Below are 24,526 nucleotides of genomic sequence, written 5' to 3' on the forward strand. Positions count from 1 at the left end.
CCATGTCCGTCAAACCACCCCGCCCGATGGGGCCGCCGCTAAACGCGCTGCGGGCTTTTGAAGCTGCGGCGCGGCTGGGTGGATTTTCCCGCGCGGCAGAGGAGCTCTGCGTGACGCCGGGCGCGGTGGCGCAGCAGATCAAACAGTTGGAGGATTGGGCCGGGGCACCGTTTTTTGACCGTCAGGCGCAGGGCGTGCAGTTGAACGCATTGGGCCGCCAGCTGCTGCCGATGGCGGAACGGGCCTTTGACCAAATTGCGGATCTTGCACAAGGTATTCGCGTGGCGGCCAGCCCGAACCGCATCCACATCGCCGCCCTGCCGGCTGTGGCGCAGTTGTGGTTGTCACCGCGCCTGCCGGCGCTGCGGCAGAAAATGCCTGAGCTGGAAATCTCCGTAACCGCATTGGAAGAACCGCCCAATCTGGAGCGGAAACCCTATGATTTATCGGTGTTCTATATGCCGGCAGGTAAGGGACAGGCACTGGTTGCGGATCAGATCCAGCCGGTCTGCGCCCCCAGTCTGGCCGCCCAGTTGCAACGGCCTGAGGATCTGAGCAATTGCCTGTGTCTGGTGGACAGTGTGTGGACCAATGACTGGTCGCATTGGCTGAAAGACGGCGCGGGCCTGCCGGAGTTGAGCCTGCGCGGGCCGACCTATTCGCTTTACTCACTGGCAGTGCAGGAGGCGGTCAATGGGGCGGGGGTGTTGATGGGTCACGAAAGCCTGATCGCGCCTTTGTTGAAGGCCGGGCGGTTGGTGGCGCCCTTCAAACGGCCGGTGGCCACGGGGTTGGCCCTGTCGCTTGAGATGCGCCAGCCGGTGCGGGACCCGCTGGCGCGATTTGTATCAGCTTTGAAAGGCGCTTAGGCGAAGGCCGCGTCCAGCGCGATCTCAACCATATCGCCGAAGGTCTTTTCACGGTCTTCCGAGGGCAGCGCCTCACCGGTCAGCAGGTGGTCCGAAACGGTCAGCACGGCCAGACCACGCACGCCATGACGGGCGGCAAGGTTATAAAGCTCGGCCGCTTCCATCTCCACGCCCAGAATGCCGTGACGGGTCATCTGTTCGTTCAGGTCGGGGCGTTCGTCATAGAAAACATCGGACGAATAGATGCCACCCACATGGGTCGGCACATTCTTGGCTTCTGCGGCGGCAACGGCGGCTTTCAGCAGCGACCAGTCGGCGCAGGGGGCAAAGTTCAGCTCTTTGAAGATGCCGCTGGATGGGCTGTTGAGCGTGGTGGCGGTCATCGCCACGATCACGTCGCGGATCTTGACCTTATCCTGCATGCCACCGCAGGAGCCGATGCGGATCAGGGTTTTGGCGCCATAATCGCGGATCAGCTCATTGGCGTAGATCGAGAAGGACGGCATGCCCATGCCGGAGCCTTGGATCGAGACGCGGTTGCCTTTGTAGGTGCCGGTGAAGCCCAGCATGCCGCGCACTTCGTTCACCAGAACGGCATCCTCAAGGAAGTTTTCCGCGGCCCATTTGGCGCGGTACGGGTCGCCCGGCATCAGGACGGTTTCGGCGATCTCGCCGGGTTTTGCTCCGATATGTACGGTCATGTCAGCTCCTATCGGCTGTATTTGATAAAGGGCGTCAGCCGCGCCACACGGTCATAAAGCTGGCGCGCTGTTGCGTTGAATTCCTGTGTCATCCAGTAGACATTCGGTGTGCCGTTTTCATCCGCGGCTTTGTAGACCGCTTCGATCAGGGCGCGCCCGATGCCTTTGCCACGCACACCCGGGTCGGCGTAGAGATCCTGCAGGTAACAGGTGTCTTCCAGCTGCCAGTTGTGCGCGTGGTAGATATAATGAACCAATCCGACGGGCACACCATCCAAAGTGGCGATCAGGCCATTTTGTTGTGGACGGTTTTCATCGATCAGGCGTTTGAAGGTGGTGGCATAGACCTCCTCCGAGACGGAGCTTTCGTAAAACTCAATGTAAGAAGCCCAGAGGCGGCGCCAGTCGGCTTCGTCGTCGGCGCGAAGGGGGCGAATGTCCAATCCCATGTGATGACCTGTTCGTTTGCTGGTTCTGGCCGCGATGGCCCGGGTAAGAGGCGCTAGGTTGACGGGATTTCCTGCCGAGGGTCAAGGGGAGCGGGGGCAGAGAAAAAGGATGTGCAAATTCACTTTTGTGGCGTAGTCTGACGGCATTTCCACCTTATGGGAGAGTAAGGTGACACAAAAAGATACTGCAGAAGATATTCAGACCCCCGAAGACTTGGCCCAGTCGTACCTTACCTTTGCGACTGATATTTCACGTCAATTGCTTGCCGCAACCGAACGGCAGAACGCAGCACAGCACGCCCAAATGCAGGACGTTGCGCAGTGGTGTCAGGCGATTTTGTCTGGCCAGCCAATCGGGGGCGCTGACAGCGCAGACTGACTGAAGACCCAACAGATATTTAAGTGGAGGGAATTTATGGCGAAAAAAGACACTGCAACCGAAACCCCCGGCGTGAATGAGCAGATCACCGATGCGGTGACGCAGGCCAACGTCAAGGTGCTGTCGGAAGGCCCGGCCATGGCGATGGGCAACCTCTATCAGAGCTTGGCGCATTCCACCGGGATCATGATGGAAAACGCCGTGGCGGCGCAGCACCAAGCCAACATCACGACCCAAGCGGCGACCAACCAAGGGGTGATGATGCTCTATTCCATCGATGATGTTGCATCCGAGGTCAGCGCAGAGCGGCTTGCCGGATTTGATGACGTGAAAAACAAGAGGAAGGGCTAAGACATGGCATTTCCAACCAGCGTGAATGATCAGATCACCGATGCGGTGACACAGGCCAATGTCAAAGTTGTTGCCGAAGCGCCCGCGATGGCGGCGGCGGGGCTTTATCAGACCTCGGCGCATTCGTCCGGCATCCTAATGGAGAACGCCGTGGCGGCACAGCAGGCGGGCAGCACCTTGATGCAGGCGGTGATGACGGCGGCGGTGAAACAGCTGCTGAAGGCAGGGGGCTGAGCATGGCGGAACCAACAGAAGTCAACGGGCAGATCACTGACGCGGTGACACAAACTGTCGTTTTGTCACTTGGATCTGCGCCTGCGTCGGCATTGATGACCCAGCAGCAGGTCTGGTCCCACGCGATGGGCCTTGGATTTGAAAACGCCGTGTCCCGGCAGCAGGCAGGTCAGACCCTGGCTGAGGCACTGCTGGCTGCGGCGATGCAGCCCAAGGCAGGAGGCACGTCATGAGCGAAGGAAAAGCAACCGCCGCACCTGAGAAAACAGCACTGAACTCGCAAGCGTTGGAGGCGGCCAAAACCCTGCGCGAACTGGTGGCCAAGAACCCCAATGAACTGGCCAAGGCCGGGCTGAGCCTGGCGCTGTCACAATCGGCCGCGATTGCCTTGCAGGATGCCACCGATCACATGCGCCGAATGCAGATCCTGTCTGAGGCAGGTGTGGCGCGGGCAATCGCGCAGGAAGATCCGGCGAAAGCGCAGGCGCTGGTGGAGGCCGCGACCCAGGCGGCGGCATCAGCCAGTGAGGTGCTGGCGAAAACCGGTGAAGTGGCCCGGTCCTTGCTGGACTGATCGGCGTAAATGACACCGGCCTGAATGTCGCGATCGCTGCTGGCATTCAGGTCTGTTTTTTCAGCGGTATCGCAAGGCGAATTTCAAAGCGACATCAACCACTTCTTGAAAACACGCACCGGCGGGCGGTCTTGATCGCCGGGGCGACACACGAAGTAGAGGCCGCGGTCCAGTGGCACCCGGCTGTCATCGATCCGGGTCAAACGGCCAAGGTGCAGATCCCGTTCCGCCAGCAGATGCCTGGCCAATGCCACGCCCTGACCGTCAATGGCTGCTTCCAGTAGGACGGCGCTGTCGACGTATTTGATGTTCTGCGATCTGATCCGATCTGCGCTTAGCCCCACCTGATCGGCCCAACTGTCCCATCCAACGTTGAAGGCATCGTGCAGCAGCGGCAGATCGGCCACAGCCCCAGGGGCTATTGGCTTTGGAAAGGATTGCACCAGCTTGGGGGCGGCGACGAGGATCAGCGCCTCTTCTTTAATTTGCTCATAATAAAGCCCATCCCAGGGCGGGGTGCCAAACCGCAGCGCGACATCAACTTCGCCAGTGTCGAAATCCGCAAAGGCATCATTTGTGTCCAGCAACAGGGAAATGCCCGGGTGGGCTTGCTGAAAACGGCCAAGCATCGGCACCAGCCATTTCAACGCCAGCGACGTTGATAGGGACACGGTCACGGATTGGCGCTGGCGCTGACGCTTCACCTCCCGCACCCCCAGCTGTAGCTCTGAAAACGCGCTGCGGGTGGATTGGTGTAACCGCGCCCCGGCTTTGGTGAGTTCGACACCATTGGCACGTCGGTGAAACAGCGACACACCAAGGTGCAGTTCCAACTGTTTGATCTGCCGGCTGATCGCGCCATGCGTGACATTTAGGACAGCGGCGGCCTTGCTGAGGCTCAGGTGGGTTGCTGTTTCGTCAAAGGCCTGCAGCGCGCGTAGGTGTCTTAGGTTTTCTGACATGTGAGAAAAGCTAACAGCTTGCCGCCGTAAAATCGATGGATCTGTTTCATTCCATATACCTATTTTCATGGAACTCGAGAAATTCTCACACAGTATGTGACATTGGAAAGGAACGAAGATGCCCGAGGTGAAGGTCGCACTGATGACAGGAACGGGACAAGGCATTGGCCGCGGCTGCGCCATTGAGATGGCCAAGGCGGGCTACAAGGTCTCCTTAATGTCGCCCTCTGACCGCTCGGTTGAACTGGCCGCAGAATTGGGGGGCATCGGCCGTCAGGGATCCGTGCTGGATGTTGATGATCTGCAGGCCATGGTGGATGAGACCATGGCGACCTACGGTCGGATTGACGCCATCGTCAGCAATATGGGGCATGGAGGTTCGGTGCCTGAGGCGATCAAAACGGTTGGGTTTGATGCCGATTTTGACGGGCCGCTGTTAGAGCTGAGCGATGCCCTCTGGCACGAGAGCCTGGATTTGTATGTGCTGAATGTAGTCAAAATCGCCCGCATCGTCACACCGATCCTGATTGAACAGGGCGGCGGGGCCTTTGTGAATATCTCCTCCATGAACACGATTGAGCCGCGCGCGCCCTACCCCATGAGCATGCTGCGCGGGGCGTTGCACAGTTTCTCAAAGCTTTATGGTGATCGTTACGCCCGCCATAACATTCGGATGAACAACCTGCTGCCCGGGTTCTGCGAAAACGTGAACCTGTCCGAGCGGGCCTTGCGTGAAATCCCGGCCCAACGGCCCGCAACCTTTGAGGAAATTGGACAGGCCTGCGTTTTCCTTGCCAGTGAGGGCGCGCGGTATATCAATGGTCAAAACATTTTGTCCGATGGCGGTATGAACCGCGCGGTGCGATAAGCGAGGGATAAAGCGATGATTGTGAAAGCGTTGGACGAGGTTGTTGGCACTGACCGTGATGTGAGCGGGCCGGGCTGGAACAGCAGGCGGCTGTTGCTGGCCTCAGATGGGATGGGGTTTTCGCTGACGGATACCATCATCACGAAGGGCGCTGAGCTGGAGCTGGAATACACCCACCACTTTGAGGCCTGCTATTGCATCGCGGGGGCGGGGCAGATCAGGGCCTATGACAGTGATCGCTGGCATACACTTGAGCCGTTCACCCTTTATGCGCTTGATCAACATGATCGCCACATCGTGCGCGCCACCAGTGCTGACCTGCGGCTTGTCTGCGTCTTTAACCCGCCGCTCAGCGGGCAGGAGGTGCATCGCGCAGATGGCAGCTACGCGGTGAGTGAAGGCTGACGCTTGGGGGTGTATTGGCGCCTGTGGAGTCAGTCGGCGCCGTAGCGGATGGAAAACCCGTCCGCCGCTGCGCTGGGCGTCGCCTCCACCGTGGTTTTGCTGGCCTCTACCGGGGTGGATTGCACATCCGTCACCGAGGCCGCGCCGGGGCCTTCCCACAGCTCATCCAGCATCTGATTGACCGCACTGCGTTCGCCGGCAAAGACCGCGCGGACAGATCCGAAAGGTTCGTTCTGCACATAGCCGTTCAGCGCCAGACGGCGGGCGCGGGATTGGGTCCAGGCGCGATAGGCGACGCCTTGGACCTTGCCGGTGATGCGGGCTTCGACGGTGATATGGGGCATGGCGGGGTCCGGGGTTTTGGGCTGAGCAGGGCTTCAGCCTAACACATCCGCCTGAGTCGCCCCAAAACCTCGCCGCGCAGACCGGGGGCGCTATTCGGCCGCCACGGCCTTTGGGTCCACCAGCGCGACAACGTCCCGCATGATGGCGTTCAGTTCAAAATCCTTGGGCGTGTAGACCTTGGCCACCCCCATTTCCAGCAGGCGCTGGGCATCGGCGTCCGGGATGATACCGCCAACGATCACCGGGATATGGCTGAGGCCCGCCGCGCGCATCCGCGCCAGCAGATCCTCCACCAATGGCATGTGCGAGCCGGAGAGGATCGACAGCCCCACCACATGGGCCTGTTTTTCCTGTGCTGCTGCAACCAGCTCCTCTGGTGTCAGGCGGATGCCTTCGTAGTCAATGTCCATGCCGCAGTCGCGGGCGCGGAAGGCGATCTGTTCGGCCCCGTTGGAATGCCCGTCGAGACCCGGTTTGCCGACAAGGAACTTCAACCGGCGGCCCAGACGGTCACTGACCATATCCACCGCTTCGCGGATGTCTTCCAGACCTTCGGTTTTGTTGCTCACGGATTTCGACACGCCGGTGGGGCCACGGTATTCGCCGTGCACCTTGCGCATCTGGGCGGCCCATTCGCCGGTGGTCACCCCAGCCTTGGCCGCGGCGATGGAGGCGGGCATGATGTTTTCCCCCGCTTCCGCTGCGGCGCGCAGGGCGGCAAGTGCTTTGGCCACCGCATCCTGATCGCGGTCTGTTTTCCATTCGGTCAGACGGGCGACCTGTTCGGCCTCCACCGCCGGATCTACCACCATGATGCCGCCATCGCCGGTCATCAGCGGGCTGTCTTCGCCCTGGGTCCATTTGTTGACGCCAACCACAACGGTTTCATTACGCTCAATCCGGTTCAGGCGTTCCGCATTGCTGTCGACAAGGCGCGATTTCATATAGTCGATCGAGGCAACGGCCCCACCCATGCTGTCGAGGTTTGACAGTTCCGCCCGCGCGCCGTCTTTCAGCGCTTCGACCTTGCGGTCCACGGCGGGGTTGCCGTCAAACAGATCCTCATATTCCAACAGGTCGGTTTCATAGGCCATGATCTGCTGCATCCGTAGCGACCACTGCTGATCCCAGGGGCGCGGCAGGCCAAGGGCCTCGTTCCAGGCGGGCAGCTGCACGGCGCGGGCGCGGGCCTTTTTCGACAGGGTCACCGCCAGCATCTCAATCAGGATCCGGTAGACGTTGTTTTCCGGCTGCTGTTCGGTGAGGCCAAGCGAGTTCACCTGAACCCCATAGCGGAAGCGGCGGAACTTCGGGTTTTCAACGCCGTAACGCTGCTGACAGATTTCATCCCAAAGATCGACGAAAGCGCGCATTTTGCACATCTCGGTCACAAACCGGATGCCCGCGTTCACAAAGAAGCTGATGCGGCCAACCATGGCCGGGAAATCCTCGGCCGGGACGCGCGGGCGCAATTCGTCCAGCACCGCCTGCGCAGTGGCAAGGGCGAAGGCCAGTTCCTGCTCCGGAGTCGCGCCGGCCTCTTGCAGGTGGTAGGAACAGACGTTCATCGGGTTCCACTTGGGCACGTTGGAATAGCAGTATTCTGCCACATCCGCGATCATCTTCAGGCTGGGTTTGGGCGGGCAGATATAGGTGCCCCGGCTGAGGTATTCCTTGATCAGATCGTTTTGCACCGTGCCCTGCAGCTTGCTGGTGTCGGCGCCCTGTTCCTCGGCCACCGCGATGTACAGCGACAAGAGCCACGGCGCGGTGGCGTTGATCGTCATCGAGGTGTTCATCTGCTCCAGCGGAATGTCGTCAAACAGGGTCCGCATGTCCCCCAGGTGGCAGACCGGCACACCCACCTTGCCAACCTCACCGCGGGCCAGAATGTGATCGCTGTCATAGCCCGTCTGGGTTGGCAGGTCGAACGCCACCGAAAGGCCAGTTTGGCCCTTGGACAGGTTGGAGCGATAAAGCGCGTTGGACGCTTTGGCGGTGGAATGGCCTGCGTAGGTGCGGAACAGCCAGGGGCGGTCTTTTTGGCGCTCTGGGGCGGTCTCGGTCATGGCGGCCTCTCCTCTTACCGGGGAACTGTGAATCGGTTCGGTAACTTTATTTCGCTGCGACAGTGATACGTGGAATTTTGCGACCTTGTCAATTTGCCGCGTCGCAGCGTCAGAAAATGCTGCAGTGCGAGATTTACCCCAATCGCGTTTCACGGCATGGTGCCCCCATGACAAGAAGCGTTGAAATGCCGCTGTGGGCGCTGGTTCTGCTGGTGGGGTTTGCCGCCGTCACCTTTGCCTCACACTTCCTATTCCCCTCGGTCCGTTGGTTTTTCCGCAAACGGATGGAGCGTCTGGTGGCGCAGTTGAACACCCGGTTGAGCCGGCCAATTGAGCCGTTCAAACTGGCGCGACGCTACGACATGATCGAACGGCTGATCTATGATCCCGAGGTCAGTCAGGCGGTGTCTGACTACGCTAAGGACCAGAAAATTCCTGAGGCCGTGGCGTTTGAAAAGGCACGCGGCTACGCGCGTGAAATCGTGCCGGCCTTCAGTGCCTGGACCTATTTCCGCTTTGGCTCGCGCATTGCTGAACTGCTGGGGCGCAGTTTTTACCGGGTGCGGGTGCTGAACAAGGATCTGCAGAAGATCGAAGAGATCGACAAAGACGCCACCGTGGTGCTGGTGTCAAACCACCGCTCCAACATGGATTACGTGCTGCTGACCTTCCTGGCGTCCCGCAATGGAGCGCTGTCCTATGCGGTGGGCGAATGGGCGCGGGGCTGGCCGTTGGGGCCTTTGGTGCGCGCGATGGGGGCCTATTTTATCAGGCGCCGCGATGGCAATGACCTGTACCGCGTGGTGCTGGCGACTTTTGTGCGGCAGGCGACTCAGGCCGGCGTCAGCCAGGCAGTGTTCCCCGAAGGACGGTTGAGCCTGGATGCAAAACTGGCGCCGCCGAAGTTGGGTATCTTGAAATATATCTTTGACGCTCATCAGGAGGGCGGGCGCGAAGTGGTCTTTGTGCCGGTGGCGATGAACTACGACCGTTTGCTGGAAGATCAGGTGCTGATTGCGGCGCAGACCAAGGGCAAAGGTAAGTTCCGCGTCAAGCTGCGCCGCGCCCTGTGGGGCACGCTGAAGATCTGGTGGCTGGGCCGCCAGGAACGCCGCCGCCGCTATGGGTCAGCCGCAGTGCGCTTTGGTCAGCCGGTGGCGCTGAGCCAGTTCACCGGTGAGGTTGAGGATCTGGCCGAGGGCCTGATGGCGCAGATTTCGCGCGACATGCCGGTGCTGCCGGTGCCACTGATTGCGCATCTGCTGTTGGAGGATGGCGGACCGGTCGAGATGACCGCGCTGGAGATCCGTCTGGAGAAAGCGATGAAGCGTTTGCCCGAGGGCAACATCTACCTGCCGCGACGTCGCACAAGCCTGGCCGTGCAACAATCTATCGCCCTGCTGGAGGGGCGGGGCGTGGTGACCGTCGAGGCCGATAAGGTCACAATTGTTGAGGAAAAGCACGACATTCTGGTGTTTTACGCGGCCTCCATTGCGCATCTATTTCGCGATCGCAGCGAAGATCCGCCGGATAATGCTGCGACTGCTGGGTCATAAAATTACAAAAAAAGCGCAAACAGAATTGCTTTGTTTCGCGCCCATCTTTATCTCTCGGATCAGACCCGCGATTCTGCGTCGCGGCATGATCACATATGGAGGCTCAGATGGCTCTGGATACCAACACCGGCATTGCGCCCTATGACGCGCCTGAAAAGGAACTCTACGAAGTCGGCGAAATGCCCCCCTTGGGCTATGTCCCGGCAAAGATGTACGCCTGGGCGATCCGTCGCGATCGGCAGGGTGAACCCAACAAGGCCATGCAGGTCGAAGTCGTAGACACCCCCAAACTGGACAGCCATGAAGTGCTGGTTCTGGTGATGGCGGCAGGTGTGAACTACAACGGCATCTGGGCCGGTCTGGGCGTGCCGATCAGCATGTTCGACGTGCACAAGCAGCCCTACCACATCGCTGGTTCCGATGCCTCGGGCATCGTTTGGGCCGTGGGTGACAAGGTTAAGAACTGGAAAGTGGGCGACGAGGTTGTGATCCACTGTAACCAGGACGATGGCGATGATGAGGAATGCAACGGCGGCGACCCGATGTATTCGCCCAGCCAGCGGATCTGGGGCTATGAGACGCCTGATGGCTCTTTCGCTCAGTTCACCCGGGTGCAGGCACAGCAGCTGCTGCCGCGTCCTAAGCATCTGACCTGGGAAGAAAGCGCCTGCTACACGCTGACGCTGGCCACCGCCTACCGGATGCTGTTTGGTCACCATCCGCATGAGCTGAAGCCGGGCCAGAACGTTCTGGTATGGGGTGCTTCGGGTGGCCTGGGGTCCTATGCGATCCAGCTGGCAAATGCTGCGGGTGCAAACGCGATTGGCGTGATCTCGGGCGAGGACAAGCGGGACTTCGTTATGGGGCTGGGCGCCAAAGGCGTGATCAACCGTAAGGACTTTGATTGCTGGGGCCAGCTGCCCACGGTGAACACGCCGGAATATGAGGCCTGGTTCAAAGAGGCGCGCCGCTTTGGCAAGGCGATCTGGGACATCACCGGCAAAGGCAACAACGTCGACATCGTGTTTGAACACCCCGGCGAAGCCACCTTCCCGGTGTCGAACCTGGTCTGCAAAAAGGGCGGCATGGTTGTAATCTGCGCCGGCACCACCGGGTTCAACTGTACCTTTGACGTGCGCTACACTTGGATGCACCAGAAGCGTTTGCAGGGCTCACACTTTGCCCATCTGAAGCAGGCCGCTGCCGCCAACAAGCTGATGATTGAGCGCCGCATTGACCCCTATATGTCCGAGGTCTTCCCCTGGGCGGAAATCCCTGAGGCACATATGAAAATGTACCGCAACGAACATAAGCCCGGCAACATGTCGGTGCTGGTTCAGGCCCCCAAGACCGGGTTGCGTACCCTTGAGGATGTGCTGGCCGCAGGGAAATCCTGATCCACCGATCACCACTCGCGAAAAGAATGATGCCGTGCCCCTGACCCGGGGCGCGGCATTTCTAATTTGAGGTATTCCGCCATTCTCCTTTAACGCGAAGATATGTTAACGTGCGCCCGGGCGTAGGGACCGACAAAAGGGTCCATTATGAAAAACGACTGGATATTGGAGGTCCTGCGCGACCTTAAAGCTTATGCAGATCTCAACGGTTTGGATGTGCTGGCGCATCAGCTGGAAGCCACGGAACAGGTGGCACTGGCTGAGATCTTGCTGGAGGCAAGTCGCGGCATTGAAACGGGCAGGGCGCGGGCAGGTGGCAGATAGGCCGTTGATCACCGTTCGGTAGGGTCAGGTTTTGGCAAGGTGAGCTGTCTATCCTGGGCTTATGTTGCGTCTTGCCTTCGTGAAGCCCTGCGCCATTGTTGCCAGCGCCCAAACGGGCAGGTGTTTCCGCCTTTGGTGGGAGGATCGGGCGATGGTGCCGCAGGCGGCTGTTTCCCTGCAACGTGGATCCGCGGGGTGGCGCATACTTGGGGATCTGCAGCAAACCGATCTATGTGATCCGGAGGCTGCGGCGGGGCTGGTCCTGGCGGTAGGCCATTTGCATGCGGACCTGACAAATGCCACGAAAGTTCAACGACTTGCCGCCATGGGACCACGCACATTGTGCCGGGTGGCGCGCTGCTCGCCAGCGCAAATCCGGCGGAGGTGGCACAGGGCCTATGCGCCGTTTGAAACCGGGCTGCAGCCGATGGCCTCTGGCCCTTCGTCACGCCCCGCTATAGGGTCGCGCCATGACTGTTCCCGCGCTGCAATTCTCCGATGATCAGGCTGTTGCCTATGACCGTATTTCAGACATCCTGCGCGCTGCGGGGGTTGATCTGGATGAGGATCTGCTGACACCGCCGCACGATGGGCGCAACCGTGTGGTGGCCGTGACTGGCAAGGCGGGATCGGGCAAAACGCTGCTGTTGGCGCAGCTCTACAAAGCCTTGGAAGCGGCGGGCGTCAGCGTCGTGTCTGGCGACTATGAGGGCAAGAAATCCAAAGACCGCAGGACGTTGGCCATCCTGGCCCCAACGAACAAGGCGGCAAGCGTTTTGCGCATGCGCGGCGTGCCGGCGACAACGATCCACCGCATCCTCTACACCCCGGTTTATGACCCGGAGTATGAAAAGATTGCCGAATGGCTAGCGGGCAGCGGTGACAAGCCTGAGATTGAAGAGCTGACCGAGGAGGCGCTGGAGCGCGCCAAAGTCTTCTACGAGTTACATAAATCCATCCCCGGCGCGCTGGCGGCGGCGGGTCTGCGTGGATCGGATTTCATCACCGGCTGGAAACGCCGGGATGAGCCGTTGGACATCGGCTTTATCGATGAAAGTTCGATGCTGGATGACAAACAGGTCACCGATCTGAAAGAGATTTTCCCTACGCTGGTGCTGTTTGGCGATCCGGCGCAGCTGGCCCCGGTGGGGCAATCGGGCCAGATGGTTTTTGACACGCTACCAAAAGAGGCGGTGATGAACCTCAGCCGGATCCACCGGCAGGAGGCGGATAACCCCATTTTGGACCTGGCCCACGCGCTGGCCGATCCGCAGGTAGGGTTTGAGGATTTTGAACGGCTGGTCGAAGACACGGCGCGGCGGGATGATCGCGTGGTCTGGGGTCAGCGGGTGGAGGTGGATCTGATGGCACGTTCCCCGGTTCTGGTCTGGCGCAATGCGACACGGATCCGGCTGATCAACGCCTTCCGCTCGGTCTATGGCGCGCCGGAGGATGAGCTGCTGTCGGGCGAGCCGCTGATCTGTGACGGGATTGAACTGCCGTTGAAACACCGCAAGAAACGCTTGGATCTGGAGGCACGCGGCCTCATCAAAGGGGCGCAGGTGGTGTTTCTGGGCAAGGGGCGCAAGCCGGGGTTTTCCCGCCTGCATGTGATGGGGGCGGAGGACCCGCAGGTGTCTGCGGCCTCAATCGTGAAGATCGAAAAACCGGAAGAGGAAGAGCCGTTTATCCCTTTCGCGGCCCGTATGGGGGCGGTGTTCCTGCATGGGGCGGCGGTGACCATTCACAAGGCGCAAGGCTCGCAGTGGAAGGACGTGCAGGTCTTTGCGCCGGACCTTTATGCGGCGGCGCGTATGGGGCGGGTTGAGGCGGGGCAACCGCTGTGGAAACGTCTGGCCTACGTGGCGATCACCCGGGCCGAGGAACGGTTGCACTGGGTTGTGCGCCCACGGCTGTCAAAACCCAGCGAGCCTTTGCGGATTGACGATCTGAAAGCCAAAGCCGCGCCCACCCTGACCTTGACCACGCAAGAGGAGAGCGAGGCATGAAATCGATCATCATCACCGGGGCCAGCGCCGGTATTGGCGCCGCCTGTGCGGACCGGTTTTTGCAGGCGGGCTGGCAGGTTGGCCTGTTGGCGCGTCGTGCTGAGGCATTGGCTGAGGTGGCCAAGGGCTATGACAACGCGGTGGTTCTGCCTTGCGATGTGACAGATGCCGCAGCGGTGAAGGACACCTTCGAAGGTTTCGTGGCGCAGGCCGGTCGGCTGGATGTGCTGTTCAACAACGCGGGCATGTTCGGCACCGCAGCCCCCATCGATGAGATCGCGACCGAGGAATGGGATCGGGTGCGGGCGGTCAATCTGGATGGGATGATCTACTGCGCCCATGCTGCCTTTGGTCTGATGCGCCGACAGGACCCGCAGGGCGGGCGGATCATCAATAACGGCTCAATCTCGGCCCATGCGCCGCGCGAAGGCTCAATCACCTATACCACGACGAAACATGCCATCACCGGCATGACCAAATCCCTGTCGCTGGATGGCCGCGCCTTTGGCATTGCCTGCAGTCAGATCGATATTGGCAACGCCCGGACTGAGCTGTTGCAGGGCATTATCGACCGTGATCCTGAGAATGCGCCGCCCACGATGGATGTGTCTCACGTGGCGGATGCGGTGATGAACATGGCGGTGCTGCCGCCGGAGGCCAACGTGCAGTTCATGACGCTGATGGCGACCAATATGCCCTATATCGGGCGCGGTTGACTGGGAGCTCAGCCGGGGCGGCTTAGCCGTCCCGGATCAGGCGGAACAGGGCCGAGGCGCCCCAGCCCGCGGCAATGGCCATCAGGATCGACAACAGCCCATAGATGGGCGCCTGTTCCTGCGCGAGGTTATAGAGGAACCGTTCCAGCCCCACCTTGCGCACATCGATCACGGTTTCCAGATCCGCCACCACATGGCCGTTGCGCACCAGAAAGATCCGGGCGTTGTAATCGCCTTCGGTCAGGTTGGACGGCAGCGAAATCGAGGAGCGGAACAGGGTCTGTTGATCGACCTCCACCGCCTCTTCCAGCAATTGGTAGGACCCGTTGTTGGCCTGAATGCGCATCAGGGCTTCGGTAAAGGCCTGGGTGTTGCCGAACTGGACCGTGGCGCTGACCGATTGGATCGCTTTGTCGACGGTGATCTGATACCGCTCGTTTTCGATGCGGCGCAGGATGTCTGACAGCGGGGCCGAGGAGGCCACGGCGTAAAACGCGGGGGCTTTGTCGACCTCCAGCGCTGCGCCGTTGATCCAGATGCCGAACTTCTTTTCCTTGCGGCGCACCACCATCGGGCCGGTGGGGCCTTCGATGGCGATGATCACATCCAGATCGTTTTCGGGGATTGCCACCTCACGCTTGACGGCGCCGAAGATCAGGATGTCTGAGCCATCGAACTGTGCGGTGATGGCAACCTTATCCTGGCTGAGACCCAGCACAATTTCCTCTTCCGCCGCTGCAAAGAACGGGGTCAGGAGAAGAGTAAAGATCAGCAACAGGCGGTTCATTGGCTGCCCCCCGCTGCATTGGGACGGCTGATCGTATAAAGCTCACTTGGTTCCAGCAGCAGATCCAGCGCGATCTTGCCACAGACTGACAGCACCAGCAGCGCCAGCAGGATGCGCAGGGTTTCGGCCTTGAGCTTCACCCCGATGGAGCTGCCAAACTGGGCACCGACCACGCCGCCGATCAAGAGGAACAGCGCCAGCGGCAGATCGACCGTTTTGTTGGTGATCGCATGCAGCAGCGTGTTGAACCCGGCGACAAAGATGATCTGAAACAGAGAGGTGCCCACCACAACCTTGGTCGGCATGCCAAGGATGTAGATCATCGCCGGCACCATGATGAAGCCACCGCCAACCCCCATCACCGCCGACAGAACACCAACGCAGGCGCCGACCAGCAGCACGGGGATCACCGAGATATAGAGGCCCGAGGCGCGAAACCGCACCTTGAACGGCAGGCCGTGGACCCAGTTGTGCTGGCTGCGTTTGCGCAGAACACCGCCGGCTTTGCGGGCCCGGCGGATGGCGCGCAGGCTTTCGATGAACATCAGGCCACCGATCACCCCAAGGAAGATGACGTAGCAGAGCTGAACCAGAAGATCGACCTGCCCCAAAGCCTTGAGATAGTTGAACAGCATGATGCCAAAGGCCGACCCGACAAGCCCGCCGGCCAGCAAGACACTGCCCATGCGCAGATCCACGGTCTTGCGTTTCAGATGGGCAAAGAGGCCTGAGACGGATGAGGCGACGATTTGGTTGGCTGAGGTGGCCACCGCAACTGCGGGCGGGATGCCAACAAAGAACAACAGCGGTGTGATCAGGAAGCCGCCGCCGACGCCAAAGATGCCTGACAGCACCCCCACAATCCCCCCAAGCCCGAAGAGCAGGAAAATATTGACCGAAACTTCGGCGATAGGGAGGTAGATATACATATGTTTTCCTAGCCCGCCCATCGCGCATTTCGCAAGGGGAAGCTGTGGAAATCTGACGCAGAACGTTTGATGCCGCAAAGAAAAAGCCCGGGCGGTGCAGAACCGTCCGGGCTGGATGTTTAGCGGGTGAAAGGCGGCTTAGCGCTCTTTCACATAGGGCTGGCCACCGGCGCGTGGCGGGATTGCTTTGCCGACGAAACCGGCCAGGATCACCACGGTCAGGATATAGGGCAGGGCGCCCAACAGCTGACTTTGAACGGTGATGCCGACGACGTTTTCGATCACGTCGGGGCGCAGTTCCAGTGCCTGGAACAGACCAAAGAGCAGTGTCGCCCAAAGCGCGTACCACGGCCGCCACTTGGCAAAGATCAGGGCTGCCAGCGCGATGTAGCCCCGGCCAGCGGTCATGTCTTTGACAAAACCGGCCTGCAGCGCGGTGGCCAGATAGGCCCCGGCCAAACCGCAGAGCACGCCACAGATCAGCACCGCCGAATAGCGCAGCGACACAACCGAAACACCGGCCGTATCAACCGAGGCGGGGTTTTCCCCCACAGCACGCAGACGCAGGCCAAAACGGGTGCGGAACAGCACCCACCAGGTCAGCGGCACCATCGCGATCGCCAGATAGACCAGGATCGGGTGGCCCGAGATCAGCTCATAGTACAGAGGGCCAACGACCGGCACGTCGCGCATGGCTTCGGCGAAGGGCAGGGTGATCGGCTCAAACCGCGCTGCACCTTCCAGCTGCGGGGTACGGCCGCCCTGTTTGAACCAGTCCTGTGCAACAAGGACGGTCATCCCGCCGGCCAACATGGTGATGGCCAGGCCCGAGATCAGCTGATTGCCCCGGAAGGTGATGGAGGCGAGCCCGTGCAGGATCGACAGCAGCACCGAGACCGCCACACCGGCCAGAAGGCCGATCCAGACGTTACCCGAGGTATAGGCCACCGCCGCAGAGAAGAAGGCCGCGGCCAGCATCTTGCCTTCGAGGCCGATGTCAAAGATCCCGGCACGCTCGGAATAAAGGCCCGCCAGACAGGCCAAGAGCAGCGGAGTTGCAAAACGGACAGTGGTGTCGAGGACCTGAAGGAATGTGAGATAGTCCATTGCTTAACCCTCCTTCTTGGAATTGAGGGCCAGGAAGATCCGCTCCAGCGGCATCCGCACCATATTGTCGAGGGCACCGGTGAACATGATGACCAGCGCCTGAATGACGACGATCAGCTCACGCGGGATGTTGGTCCAAAGCGCCAGTTCTGCGCCGCCCTGATAGAGGAAGCCGAACAGGATTGCGGCCAGGAACACACCAAACGGGTGGTTGCGGCCCATCAGCGATACGGCGATGCCGATGAAGCCAGCGCCTTCGACCGCGTTCAGAACCAGCCGTTCACTTTCACCCATCACATTGTTGATGCCCATCATGCCGGCCAGGCCACCAGAGATCAGCATGGCAATCATGGTGATTTTGAACGGTGAGATCCCAGCGTAGCGTGCCGCGCTTTCGGACTTGCCGAAGGCGCGCAGCTCAAAGCCGAAGCGGGTGCGCCAGATCAGCGCCCAAACCGCGAAACAGGCGGCCACAGCGATCAGCAGGCTGACGTTGGCCGGGGCGTGTTTGGAAAACTCGATCCCGACGGTGCCCAGAATGTCATGCAGGCTGGGCAGGTGGGTGGCTTCGGGGAATTTCGCCGAGGCCGGATCCATCGCCCGTGGCGGGCGCAGCTGGTTTACCAGCAGGTAGTTCAGCAGCGAAAAGGCGATGAAGTTGAACATGATGGTGGTGATCACCACGTGGCTGCCGCGACGCACCTGCAGATAGGCCGGGATCATCGCCCAGGCCGCCCCAAACAGTGCTGCAGCACCCGCGGCGCCGATGATGGCAAGGCTCCAATGGGGCCAGGGAATGAACAGGCAGACCAGGGCAACACCCAGGCCGCCCAGCATCGCCTGACCTTCGCCGCCGATGTTGAACAGGCTGGCGTGGAAGGCCACGGCCACGGCAAGGCCGGTGAACATGAAGTTGGTGGCGTAATAGAGCGTGTAGCCCCAGCCGTTGGAGGATCCCAGCGCCCCGGAAACCATCAGTTTCACGGCGGCAATCGGGTCTTCACCGATCGCCAGGATCACCAGAGAGGAGATCACAGCAGCGAGGATCAATGAGATCAGCGGGATCAGGACCACATCGGCCCATTTAGGCATCTTGTCCATCAGGCGGCTCCTCCGTTTCCGGCAACACCGGCCATCAGCAGGCCAAGTTCTTGTGCGTTAGTGTCTTCGGGCATGCGTTCGCCCATGATTTTCCCGTCAAACATGACCGCGATGCGATCCGACAGGGACATGATTTCATCCAGTTCCACCGAAACCAGCAGGATGGCTTTGCCCTGATCGCGCAGCTCGATGATCTGTTTGTGGATGAATTCAATCGCGCCGATGTCGACGCCACGGGTGGGCTGACCCACCAACAGCAGGTCGGGGTTGCGCTCAATCTCACGGGCAACAACGATTTTCTGCTGGTTGCCGCCGGAGAAGTTCTTGGCCGCCAGCCAAGGCAGGGGCGGGCGTACGTCGAATTTGTCCATCTTGCGCTGGGTGTCTTCGCGCAGCGCGTTGTTGTCCATGAACAGCGCGTTTTTCTGGTACTTCTCGTCGTGGTGATAACCGAAGGCGACGTTTTCCCAGGCGTGGAAGTCCATGATCAGGCCTTCGCTCTGACGGTCTTCGGGCACGTGGGCCACACCGCGCGCCCGGCGCGAGCGACCATCGGAGAATTTACCGGTCAGATCCAGGGGTTCACCGTTGAGGGTGACAGCCCCGCTGCCCGAGATCATGCCGCCCAGCACTTCCATCAGTTCGGACTGGCCATTGCCCGCCACACCGGCGATGCCCAGAATTTCACCGGCACGGATGTTCAGCGAAACGTCTTTCAGACGCTGCACACCCTTGTCATCGGTGACCGAGAGGTTCTTGACTTCAAGGATGGTTTCACCGGGTTGGGCCGGGGCTTTTTCCACCTGCAACAACACCTTACGGCCAACCATCAGTTCCGCCAGCTGTTCGGGGTTGGTTTCTGCGGTCTTGACCGTTGCCGTCATTTCGCCGCGCCGCATCACGCTCACCGTGTCGGTGGTGTCCATGATTTCACGCAGCTTGTGGGTGATCAGGATGATCGTTTTGCCCTCTTCGCGCAGACGATCCAGGATCCGGAACAGCTGATCGGCCTCGGCCGGGGTCAGCACGCCGGTCGGCTCATCAAGGATCAGGATTTCGGCCTGACGATAGAGCGCTTTGAGGATCTCAACCCGCTGCTGGTGGCCCACGCTGAGGTTTTCGATCAGCGCGTCGGGGTCGACGTTCAGCTCATATTCCTCGGCGAGGTGCTTCAGCTCCTTGCGGGCCTTGGCCAGCGAAGGACGCAGCAGGCCGCCGTCTTCGGCGCCCAGGATGATGTTTTCCAGAACGGTGAAGTTTTCCACCAGTTTGAAGTGCTGAAACACCATGCCAATGCCAGCCGAGATCGCCGCCTGGCTGTCCGGGATGGCGGTCTTTTGACCTTTGATAAAGATCTCACCAGCGTCTGCCTTGTAGAAACCATAGAGGATCGACATCAGGGTGGATTTCCCTGCGCCGTTTTCCCCGATGATCCCGTGGATCGTTCCCGGCTGCACCGAGATCGAAATGTCCTTGTTAGCCTGGACCGGGCCAAAGGCTTTGGAGATGCCTTTGAGTTCTAGTGCCGGTGTTGACGTCACGTGTTGTCCCCCATTCCGGTAAAGCCAACCAGACGCGTGATTTTCCCCGCCTCCAGATCAGCAAAATACTGGCCGCGCATCATCGCGGTTCCGTCTTTCAAGAAATCCACCGTGGCCCGAACGTGTCCGTTGTGCTCATCCAGAGCGGCAACAGCGGCGCCAGCGCCGGGCATGTTGGCGGAAAACATAGCGATATAGCCGATCACCGCATCTGCACCGTGTAATGGTTCGGGCGTGTTGGGATCAGCGTAGTAAACATCCTGGGCCAGAACGGCGGACAGGGCAGTGCCCCGCGCATCGGCATCGCTCTCGCCCCAGGCAGAAAAGAAGAGATTAACGGGATGTGTCATTTGATTTTCCCTATAGGAGAAGGCCGCGCCGTTTATTGGCGCGGCCCCCGATGACTGTGCGACAGGCGCCGATTAGAACTGGTGTACGGGGCAGCTGTCGTTGGTGTAGTAGGCTTCAACCTTCAGGTCGCCCGAGATGATTTTGGCGCGGGCTTCTTCCACGGCAGCTTTCATGTCTTCGGTGACCAGGGCGGCGTTATGCTCGTCCATTGCAACGCCAACACCTTCTTCGGCCAGACCCAGGATGGTGAAACCACCGGTTTCCAGATCGGCGCCAGCTTTCATCGAGTTGTAAACGGCAACGTCAACGCGCTTCAGCATCGAGGTCAGAACTTTGCCCGAGTGCAGGTGGTTCTGGTTGCTGTCCACGCCGATCGACAGGATGCCTTCGTCAGCTGCGGTCTGCAGAACACCAACACCGGTGCCGCCTGCTGCTGCGTAAACAACATCCGCGCCCTGACCGATCTGTGCCTTGGTCAGCTCGGAGCCTTTTACCGGGTCGTTCCAAGCAGCCGGGGTGGTGCCGGTCATGTTGGTGACAACTTTGATGTCAGGGTTCACTGCTTTGGCGCCCTGGGCGTAGCCGCAGCCGAAGTGACGGATCAGCGGGATGTCCATGCCGCCGATGAAGCCAACGGTGCCGGATTTCGACGCCATGGCAGCCATCATGCCAACCAGGTAGGAGCCTTCGTGCTCCTGGAAGCCGATCAGCTGAACGTTGGAGGGCACTTCCGGCATCCAACCGTCAATGTTGACGAATTTGGTGTCGGGGTAGTCGCCGGCAACAGCTTCAACCGGGGTTGCGAAGGCGAAACCGGTGGTGATGACCGGGTTTGCGCCCGCTTCGGCGAAACGACGCAGCGCCTGCTCACGCTGTGCTTCGGACTGCAGTTCGATTTCCAGGAACTTGCCGCCGGTCTCTTCGGCCCAGCGGGATGCGCCGTTGAACGCAGCTTCGTTGAAGGATTTGTCGAATTTACCACCCAGGTCGAAAATCAGGGCGGGCTCAGCGGCCACGGCGCCCGCGCTCAGGGCAACGGCGGCGGCAGCGCCAAGGAACTTCTGCATCAGAGTCATAGTACTCTCCCATATTGTTAAACTCGGGGCTGCTTTCTACAACCTCCGGCAAGTGAGCAGATCAGGTCTGTCCAACCCAGATTTAGGCCGCAGCCACGGCCTAGGGTCAACAGGAAACTGAATGATCTGCTTTGACTATCCGGTCAAAAACGCTCTGTCCAATAGGAAATGACCTCAGAACGGACGGTTCAGGATCAGGGCGGCAACACGTTGACCATTGGTCAGGCGGTAGTAATTCGGGCGTTTCGCTGTCTGGCTGTAGCCTTCGCTCTGATACAGTCGAATCGCTACCCGGTTGGTTTCGGCCACTTCCAGAAACCCGTCCTGCGCGCCGCGGGTGCTGGCCGCCTGATGGTAGGCGCGCAGGGTATTGCGGCCTTTGCCTTGCCCTTGTGCGGTAGGGGCAGTGGCCAGTGTCAGCAGTTCAGCCTCACCAGCGATGACGCGGCCCAGGGCAAAGCTGTCAGCGTCCCCAACCACGAAGACATGCGGCGCGCTGAGCAGGCCTGCAAACTCCGCCGCGGTCCAGGGGCGTTGGTCGGTGAAAGCCGCGGCATGGGTCCGGGCGAGGGCATCAGGTGTCATGTTGCTGCGCACAGGTAAGATTATGGGGCGGGATCATTCGGCAGGATGACCGGCGCTGGGTCACGTGGAGGCGCGGCATCCGCGGCCTTGATGTAAAGCGGCGCAGGTGCGGCGTGGGATCCGTTGGGCAGTTTCTGCGCCGCGACTTGCGCGATCTGAACCGCGATCCGATCCGCCTGAGGCGTTTTGAGTGGCACATCCTGCAGAATATCGCTCAGCTCATCTGCGGAGGCCAGGTAGGGCGCCCGGTCCGCAGGCGCCAGATAGGCCTGACCGCGCGGGCCCGGCACGGCTGCCACGCCCAAACCTTCGGACATGTCGATGGCCTCAAAGCTGTTCACCCCAATTGCCGGAATGCCCAGACCCAAGGCCAGACCACGCGCCGCCGAGACGGAGATGCGAATGCCGGTGAAATTGCCGGGGCCGACGCCCACAGCAATGGCGTCCAGATCGGCCCAGGTCTTGCCCGCACTGGCCAGAACCTCCTCCAGCAGGGGCATCAGCCGTTCTGCCTGACCACGGCCCATCTCATCGTGATGTTGGGCCAGAACCTGATCACCCAACAACAAAGCGGCCGCGCAATGCGCGGCCGATGTGTCAAATCCCAGGATCAGTGCGTCAGACGGCAACGGGGCGTACCTCGGTCACTTCGGGGATGTAATGGCGCAGCAGGTTCTCGATGCCCATTTTCAACGTCAGGGTCGAGGAGGGGCAGCCAGCGCAGGCGCCCTGCATGTGCAGGTAAACAACGCCGCGATCAAAACCGTGGAAGGTGATGTCACCGCCATCCTGAGCCACGGCAGGACGCACGCGGGTGTCCAGCAGCTCTTTGATCTGGCCAACGATCTCACCATCTTCGCCGGTGTGTTCTGCGTGACCCGAGGCGGCAGTTGCTTCGCCTGCCATGACGGGATCGCCAGACTGAAAGTGTTCCATGATCGCGCCGAGGATGCCCGGTTTGATATGATCCCATTCCACGTCATCACCTTTGGTGACGGTGATGAAGTCGCCGCCAAAGAACACGCCGGTGACGCCAGCGACGGCGAAGACACGTTTGGCCAGCGGCGACGCGTCCGAGCTTTCGGCGCTGGGGAAGTCGGCGGTGCCGGCACCCAAAACGGCCTGACCGGGCAGAAACTTCAGGGTGGCGGGGTTCGGGGTGGATTCAGTCTGAATAAACATATCGTGCAATCCTTATCGCTTGACCTTGATATGCGCTTCGTCAGGGTCAGAGTCAAGGATTAGAATGGTTCTAAACTTAACCGTGACGCGTGGTCTCAGAAGCCCGCAACCGTGCCCGGATGTATTTCGCTGCCGACCGGTAATGCGCGGCCCCGGCCGCTTCGGCCCATCGTCCGGTGGTCCATTTGCTGTTCCCCCCTTTCATCGGCGCGCCGTAGAGGTCCGTTTCGGATAGCGCGTTCAGAAAGATGAGCAGCCTGTTGTGGTTGGCTGTCAGCAGATCCCGGGCGTCATCCCACGGCATGTCTTGTTGCGCGACGCGCAGATCTGCGTTGTAGCGTTTCAGGTCATTCCATTTGTAGCCCGGGGCGGGGATGGCGACCTGCGCACCGGTTTGACCGGCTGTGTACCAACCCAGAAACAGGTCAACCCAATGGGCGCGGTGGCCGATGGTATCTTTCAGCGTTGTGCCATCTGCATCGGCATCCGGCAGTGTCTGCGCCGCCACGGGCACCTTATCCAGTAGGCGGGTCAGCTTGCTGAATTCTGCTTCGGTGGTGGCCAGAAGGTCGGTTTTAGTGGTGGCGGCGGGCATGGCAGCTCCTGCGGTGGATCAGCCATAGGGTAATGGCGGGCAGGTCGCCGGTCTTTGCGCCAGATCAGGTGATCGCTTCCAGCCGGTCCTTGGACAGATCGCCGGGGACGATGGTGATCGGAATGGGCAGCGTGCCGGCCGAACGGCTCAGCTGGGTGACCAGCGGGCCGGGGCCCTTTTTATCGGTGCCCGCGCCCAGCACCAGAACGCCAATGTCCGGGTCATCTTGGATCTGCGCCAGGATCTGCGCCACAGGTTCGCCTTCGCGGATCACCAATTCGGGGTCGATGCCCTGACGGTCGCGCATCCATTTGGCAAAAACTTCATAATGCACTTCGATCCGTTCCCGGGCCTCTTCGCGCATGATGTCACCGACACCAATCCAGTGGTTGAATTCTTCGGGCTCAATCACCGAGAGGATTTCCACACCGCCACCGGTTTTGGCTGCACGCATGGCGGCAAAGCGCATGGCATTCAGGCATTCGCGGCTGTCATCCAGAATGACCAGAAATTTACGCATCGCTCCCTCCCACAGAACGCTTGCCCACAGAACGGTTGCTCACTGGCAGACCCTCTGCGACCGGATCATGACGCAAGCATAGGATGCTGGCAAGTTTCGCATATCGCCGCAAGATTATCAGCCGCAGACCGCCGCCGCGGTGGAGCCGAAATCAACATAACGTTCCCAGAACCGTTCATCGGCGCGGCGGTCGGATTGCCGGACCTCCTGTGCGCTGTGCGGGTCTTTGAAGAACTTGGCGGCCTTGCGCTGATCAGCGGAGCTGAGCATCTGGTTGGCCACCTGTCCGATGCAATTGCACAGCGGGCGGCTGGATTCCTTGCGCGGGGATGCCAGGCAGGCGCGCTCAATCGGCCCGGCAAAGGCCGGCGCTGCAACAGGGGCGACAAAGGCCGCAAGCATGGCGGCGCTGAGAATGCGTTTCATGGTCGTGCCTCAGGGTTCGGCCGTTGGGGATTGGTCCCCGAATTTGTTGGTCTTGTTGTTGCGGCGAGTATGACGCAAGCGGCGGAGGAGGGGAAGAGCACTTCCCCTGACACCTACG

At 60.5% G+C, this 24,526-nt stretch carries 31 protein-coding genes; 13 read left to right on the top strand and 18 right to left on the bottom strand.

The features are described 5' to 3' along the window. Positions 1 to 2: 2 nt before the first annotated feature. Entirely contained in the window at positions 3 to 869 is an 867-nt protein-coding gene (locus ACORLH_RS03045; protein ID WP_321831134.1) for a LysR family transcriptional regulator, read from the top strand. On the opposite strand, the gene deoD is transcribed toward ACORLH_RS03045, so the two are convergent. After that, positions 866 to 1,570, bottom strand: a complete 705-nt coding sequence (gene deoD / locus ACORLH_RS03050; RefSeq protein WP_321831135.1) for a purine-nucleoside phosphorylase — start codon at positions 1,568 to 1,570, stop codon at positions 866 to 868. The two genes, ACORLH_RS03045 and deoD, sit on opposite strands and share 4 nt — an antisense overlap. Positions 1,571 to 1,578: 8 nt before the next feature. Further along, positions 1,579 to 2,019 carry a GNAT family N-acetyltransferase gene (locus tag ACORLH_RS03055; RefSeq protein WP_321831136.1) on the bottom strand — a complete coding sequence of 147 codons (441 nt, stop codon included), beginning with the start codon at positions 2,017 to 2,019 and terminating at the stop codon, positions 1,579 to 1,581. 169 nt (positions 2,020 to 2,188) lie between these two features. Between ACORLH_RS03055 and ACORLH_RS03060 the strand changes: the two genes are divergently transcribed. The 5 genes from ACORLH_RS03060 to ACORLH_RS03080 are packed head-to-tail and all read left to right on the top strand — an operon-like array spanning position 2,189 to position 3,557. Further along, a complete protein-coding gene (locus tag ACORLH_RS03060; RefSeq protein ID WP_321831137.1) occupies positions 2,189 to 2,398 on the top strand; it encodes a hypothetical protein in 210 nt (69 codons plus the stop codon). Positions 2,399 to 2,434: 36 nt separating this feature from the next. Beyond that, positions 2,435 to 2,749, top strand: a complete 315-nt coding sequence (locus ACORLH_RS03065) for a RebB family R body protein (RefSeq protein ID WP_321831138.1) — start codon at positions 2,435 to 2,437, stop codon at positions 2,747 to 2,749. 3 nt (positions 2,750 to 2,752) lie between these two features. Further along, positions 2,753 to 2,983 (top strand): RebB family R body protein, encoded by a 231-nt coding sequence (locus ACORLH_RS03070; protein WP_082626254.1) that lies wholly within the window; start codon positions 2,753 to 2,755, stop codon positions 2,981 to 2,983. A gap of 2 nt (positions 2,984 to 2,985) precedes the next feature. Then, positions 2,986 to 3,216, top strand: a complete 231-nt coding sequence (locus tag ACORLH_RS03075) for a RebB family R body protein (protein ID WP_058243272.1) — start codon at positions 2,986 to 2,988, stop codon at positions 3,214 to 3,216. Beyond that, positions 3,213 to 3,557, top strand: coding sequence for a hypothetical protein (locus ACORLH_RS03080; RefSeq protein ID WP_321831139.1), 345 nt, complete (start codon positions 3,213 to 3,215; stop codon positions 3,555 to 3,557). Before ACORLH_RS03075 ends, ACORLH_RS03080 begins: the two co-directional genes overlap by 4 nt. An 83-nt stretch (positions 3,558 to 3,640) precedes the next feature. Here ACORLH_RS03080 and ACORLH_RS03085 read toward each other — a convergent pair whose 3' ends face one another. Then, on the bottom strand, positions 3,641 to 4,519 hold the full coding sequence (locus ACORLH_RS03085; protein WP_321831140.1) for a LysR substrate-binding domain-containing protein: 879 nt from the start codon (positions 4,517 to 4,519) through the stop codon (positions 3,641 to 3,643). Positions 4,520 to 4,661: 142 nt separating this feature from the next. Between ACORLH_RS03085 and ACORLH_RS03090 the strand changes: the two genes are divergently transcribed. Further along, on the top strand, positions 4,662 to 5,387 hold the full coding sequence (locus ACORLH_RS03090; RefSeq protein ID WP_321831141.1) for an SDR family oxidoreductase: 726 nt from the start codon (positions 4,662 to 4,664) through the stop codon (positions 5,385 to 5,387). Between the two features lie 15 nt (positions 5,388 to 5,402). Further along, on the top strand, positions 5,403 to 5,792 hold the full coding sequence (locus ACORLH_RS03095) for an ectoine synthase (protein WP_321831143.1): 390 nt from the start codon (positions 5,403 to 5,405) through the stop codon (positions 5,790 to 5,792). A 29-nt stretch (positions 5,793 to 5,821) separates the two neighbouring features. Here the strand turns inward: ACORLH_RS03095 and ACORLH_RS03100 are convergent, their stop codons facing one another. Both ACORLH_RS03100 and ACORLH_RS03105 read right to left on the bottom strand, forming a co-directional pair. Further along, positions 5,822 to 6,136 carry an acylphosphatase gene (locus ACORLH_RS03100; protein WP_321831144.1) on the bottom strand — a complete coding sequence of 105 codons (315 nt, stop codon included), beginning with the start codon at positions 6,134 to 6,136 and terminating at the stop codon, positions 5,822 to 5,824. Between the two features lie 90 nt (positions 6,137 to 6,226). Further along, complete coding sequence (locus tag ACORLH_RS03105; RefSeq protein WP_321831145.1) at positions 6,227 to 8,206, bottom strand: protein meaA; 1,980 nt, start codon at positions 8,204 to 8,206, stop codon at positions 6,227 to 6,229. A gap of 167 nt (positions 8,207 to 8,373) precedes the next feature. Between ACORLH_RS03105 and ACORLH_RS03110 the strand changes: the two genes are divergently transcribed. The 5 genes from ACORLH_RS03110 to ACORLH_RS03130 all read left to right on the top strand — a co-directional run bounded on the left by ACORLH_RS03110 (position 8,374) and on the right by ACORLH_RS03130 (position 14,208). Then, positions 8,374 to 9,762, top strand: a complete 1,389-nt coding sequence (locus ACORLH_RS03110) for a 1-acyl-sn-glycerol-3-phosphate acyltransferase (RefSeq protein WP_321831146.1) — start codon at positions 8,374 to 8,376, stop codon at positions 9,760 to 9,762. A gap of 107 nt (positions 9,763 to 9,869) precedes the next feature. After that, positions 9,870 to 11,159 carry a crotonyl-CoA carboxylase/reductase gene (gene ccrA, locus ACORLH_RS03115; protein ID WP_321831147.1) on the top strand — a complete coding sequence of 430 codons (1,290 nt, stop codon included), beginning with the start codon at positions 9,870 to 9,872 and terminating at the stop codon, positions 11,157 to 11,159. 147 nt (positions 11,160 to 11,306) lie between these two features. Further along, entirely contained in the window at positions 11,307 to 11,483 is a 177-nt protein-coding gene (locus ACORLH_RS03120; RefSeq protein ID WP_321831148.1) for a hypothetical protein, read from the top strand. A gap of 470 nt (positions 11,484 to 11,953) precedes the next feature. Next, positions 11,954 to 13,492: an ATP-dependent DNA helicase gene (locus ACORLH_RS03125; protein WP_321831149.1), complete on the top strand. Its 1,539-nt coding sequence runs from the start codon at positions 11,954 to 11,956 to the stop codon at positions 13,490 to 13,492. Beyond that, positions 13,489 to 14,208 carry an SDR family oxidoreductase gene (locus tag ACORLH_RS03130; RefSeq protein ID WP_321831150.1) on the top strand — a complete coding sequence of 240 codons (720 nt, stop codon included), beginning with the start codon at positions 13,489 to 13,491 and terminating at the stop codon, positions 14,206 to 14,208. Before ACORLH_RS03125 ends, ACORLH_RS03130 begins: the two co-directional genes overlap by 4 nt. Positions 14,209 to 14,230: 22 nt before the next feature. Here the strand turns inward: ACORLH_RS03130 and ACORLH_RS03135 are convergent, their stop codons facing one another. The 13 genes from ACORLH_RS03135 to ACORLH_RS03195 all read right to left on the bottom strand — a co-directional run bounded on the left by ACORLH_RS03135 (position 14,231) and on the right by ACORLH_RS03195 (position 24,408). Next, entirely contained in the window at positions 14,231 to 14,995 is a 765-nt protein-coding gene (locus ACORLH_RS03135) for a TIGR02186 family protein (RefSeq protein WP_321831151.1), read from the bottom strand. Further along, positions 14,992 to 15,924: a sulfite exporter TauE/SafE family protein gene (locus ACORLH_RS03140; RefSeq protein ID WP_058243266.1), complete on the bottom strand. Its 933-nt coding sequence runs from the start codon at positions 15,922 to 15,924 to the stop codon at positions 14,992 to 14,994. Before ACORLH_RS03140 ends, ACORLH_RS03135 begins: the two co-directional genes overlap by 4 nt. A gap of 138 nt (positions 15,925 to 16,062) precedes the next feature. Then, positions 16,063 to 17,031: an ABC transporter permease gene (locus tag ACORLH_RS03145; protein ID WP_321831152.1), complete on the bottom strand. Its 969-nt coding sequence runs from the start codon at positions 17,029 to 17,031 to the stop codon at positions 16,063 to 16,065. A gap of 3 nt (positions 17,032 to 17,034) precedes the next feature. Beyond that, positions 17,035 to 18,132, bottom strand: coding sequence for an ABC transporter permease (locus tag ACORLH_RS03150; protein ID WP_321831153.1), 1,098 nt, complete (start codon positions 18,130 to 18,132; stop codon positions 17,035 to 17,037). Further along, complete coding sequence (locus tag ACORLH_RS03155; RefSeq protein WP_321831154.1) at positions 18,132 to 19,673, bottom strand: ABC transporter ATP-binding protein; 1,542 nt, start codon at positions 19,671 to 19,673, stop codon at positions 18,132 to 18,134. Before ACORLH_RS03155 ends, ACORLH_RS03150 begins: the two co-directional genes overlap by 1 nt. After that, the gene (locus ACORLH_RS03160) at positions 19,670 to 20,023 is read right to left on the bottom strand and encodes a nuclear transport factor 2 family protein (RefSeq protein WP_321831155.1); all 354 of its coding nucleotides are present in this window, start codon (positions 20,021 to 20,023) and stop codon (positions 19,670 to 19,672) included. The genes ACORLH_RS03155 and ACORLH_RS03160 overlap by 4 nt, the downstream gene beginning before the upstream one ends. Before the next feature lie 72 nt (positions 20,024 to 20,095). Next, positions 20,096 to 21,100 carry a BMP family lipoprotein gene (locus ACORLH_RS03165; protein WP_058243261.1) on the bottom strand — a complete coding sequence of 335 codons (1,005 nt, stop codon included), beginning with the start codon at positions 21,098 to 21,100 and terminating at the stop codon, positions 20,096 to 20,098. A 174-nt stretch (positions 21,101 to 21,274) separates the two neighbouring features. Continuing rightward, positions 21,275 to 21,685, bottom strand: coding sequence for a GNAT family N-acetyltransferase (locus ACORLH_RS03170; protein WP_321831156.1), 411 nt, complete (start codon positions 21,683 to 21,685; stop codon positions 21,275 to 21,277). A 20-nt stretch (positions 21,686 to 21,705) separates the two neighbouring features. After that, positions 21,706 to 22,314, bottom strand: a complete 609-nt coding sequence (gene tsaB, locus ACORLH_RS03175; protein ID WP_321831157.1) for a tRNA (adenosine(37)-N6)-threonylcarbamoyltransferase complex dimerization subunit type 1 TsaB — start codon at positions 22,312 to 22,314, stop codon at positions 21,706 to 21,708. Then, positions 22,304 to 22,867 (bottom strand): NifU family protein, encoded by a 564-nt coding sequence (locus ACORLH_RS03180; RefSeq protein ID WP_321831158.1) that lies wholly within the window; start codon positions 22,865 to 22,867, stop codon positions 22,304 to 22,306. Before ACORLH_RS03180 ends, tsaB begins: the two co-directional genes overlap by 11 nt. A gap of 76 nt (positions 22,868 to 22,943) precedes the next feature. Further along, positions 22,944 to 23,462 (bottom strand): ClbS/DfsB family four-helix bundle protein, encoded by a 519-nt coding sequence (locus ACORLH_RS03185; protein ID WP_321831159.1) that lies wholly within the window; start codon positions 23,460 to 23,462, stop codon positions 22,944 to 22,946. 64 nt (positions 23,463 to 23,526) lie between these two features. Next, the gene (locus ACORLH_RS03190) at positions 23,527 to 23,982 is read right to left on the bottom strand and encodes a universal stress protein (protein ID WP_058243256.1); all 456 of its coding nucleotides are present in this window, start codon (positions 23,980 to 23,982) and stop codon (positions 23,527 to 23,529) included. 117 nt (positions 23,983 to 24,099) lie between these two features. Next, the gene (locus ACORLH_RS03195) at positions 24,100 to 24,408 is read right to left on the bottom strand and encodes a hypothetical protein (RefSeq protein ID WP_321831160.1); all 309 of its coding nucleotides are present in this window, start codon (positions 24,406 to 24,408) and stop codon (positions 24,100 to 24,102) included. Positions 24,409 to 24,526 lie beyond the last annotated feature (118 nt).

This window comes from Thalassovita sp., from assembly GCF_963691685.1.
In the GTDB taxonomy this organism is placed as follows: Bacteria; Pseudomonadota; Alphaproteobacteria; order Rhodobacterales; family Rhodobacteraceae; genus Thalassobius.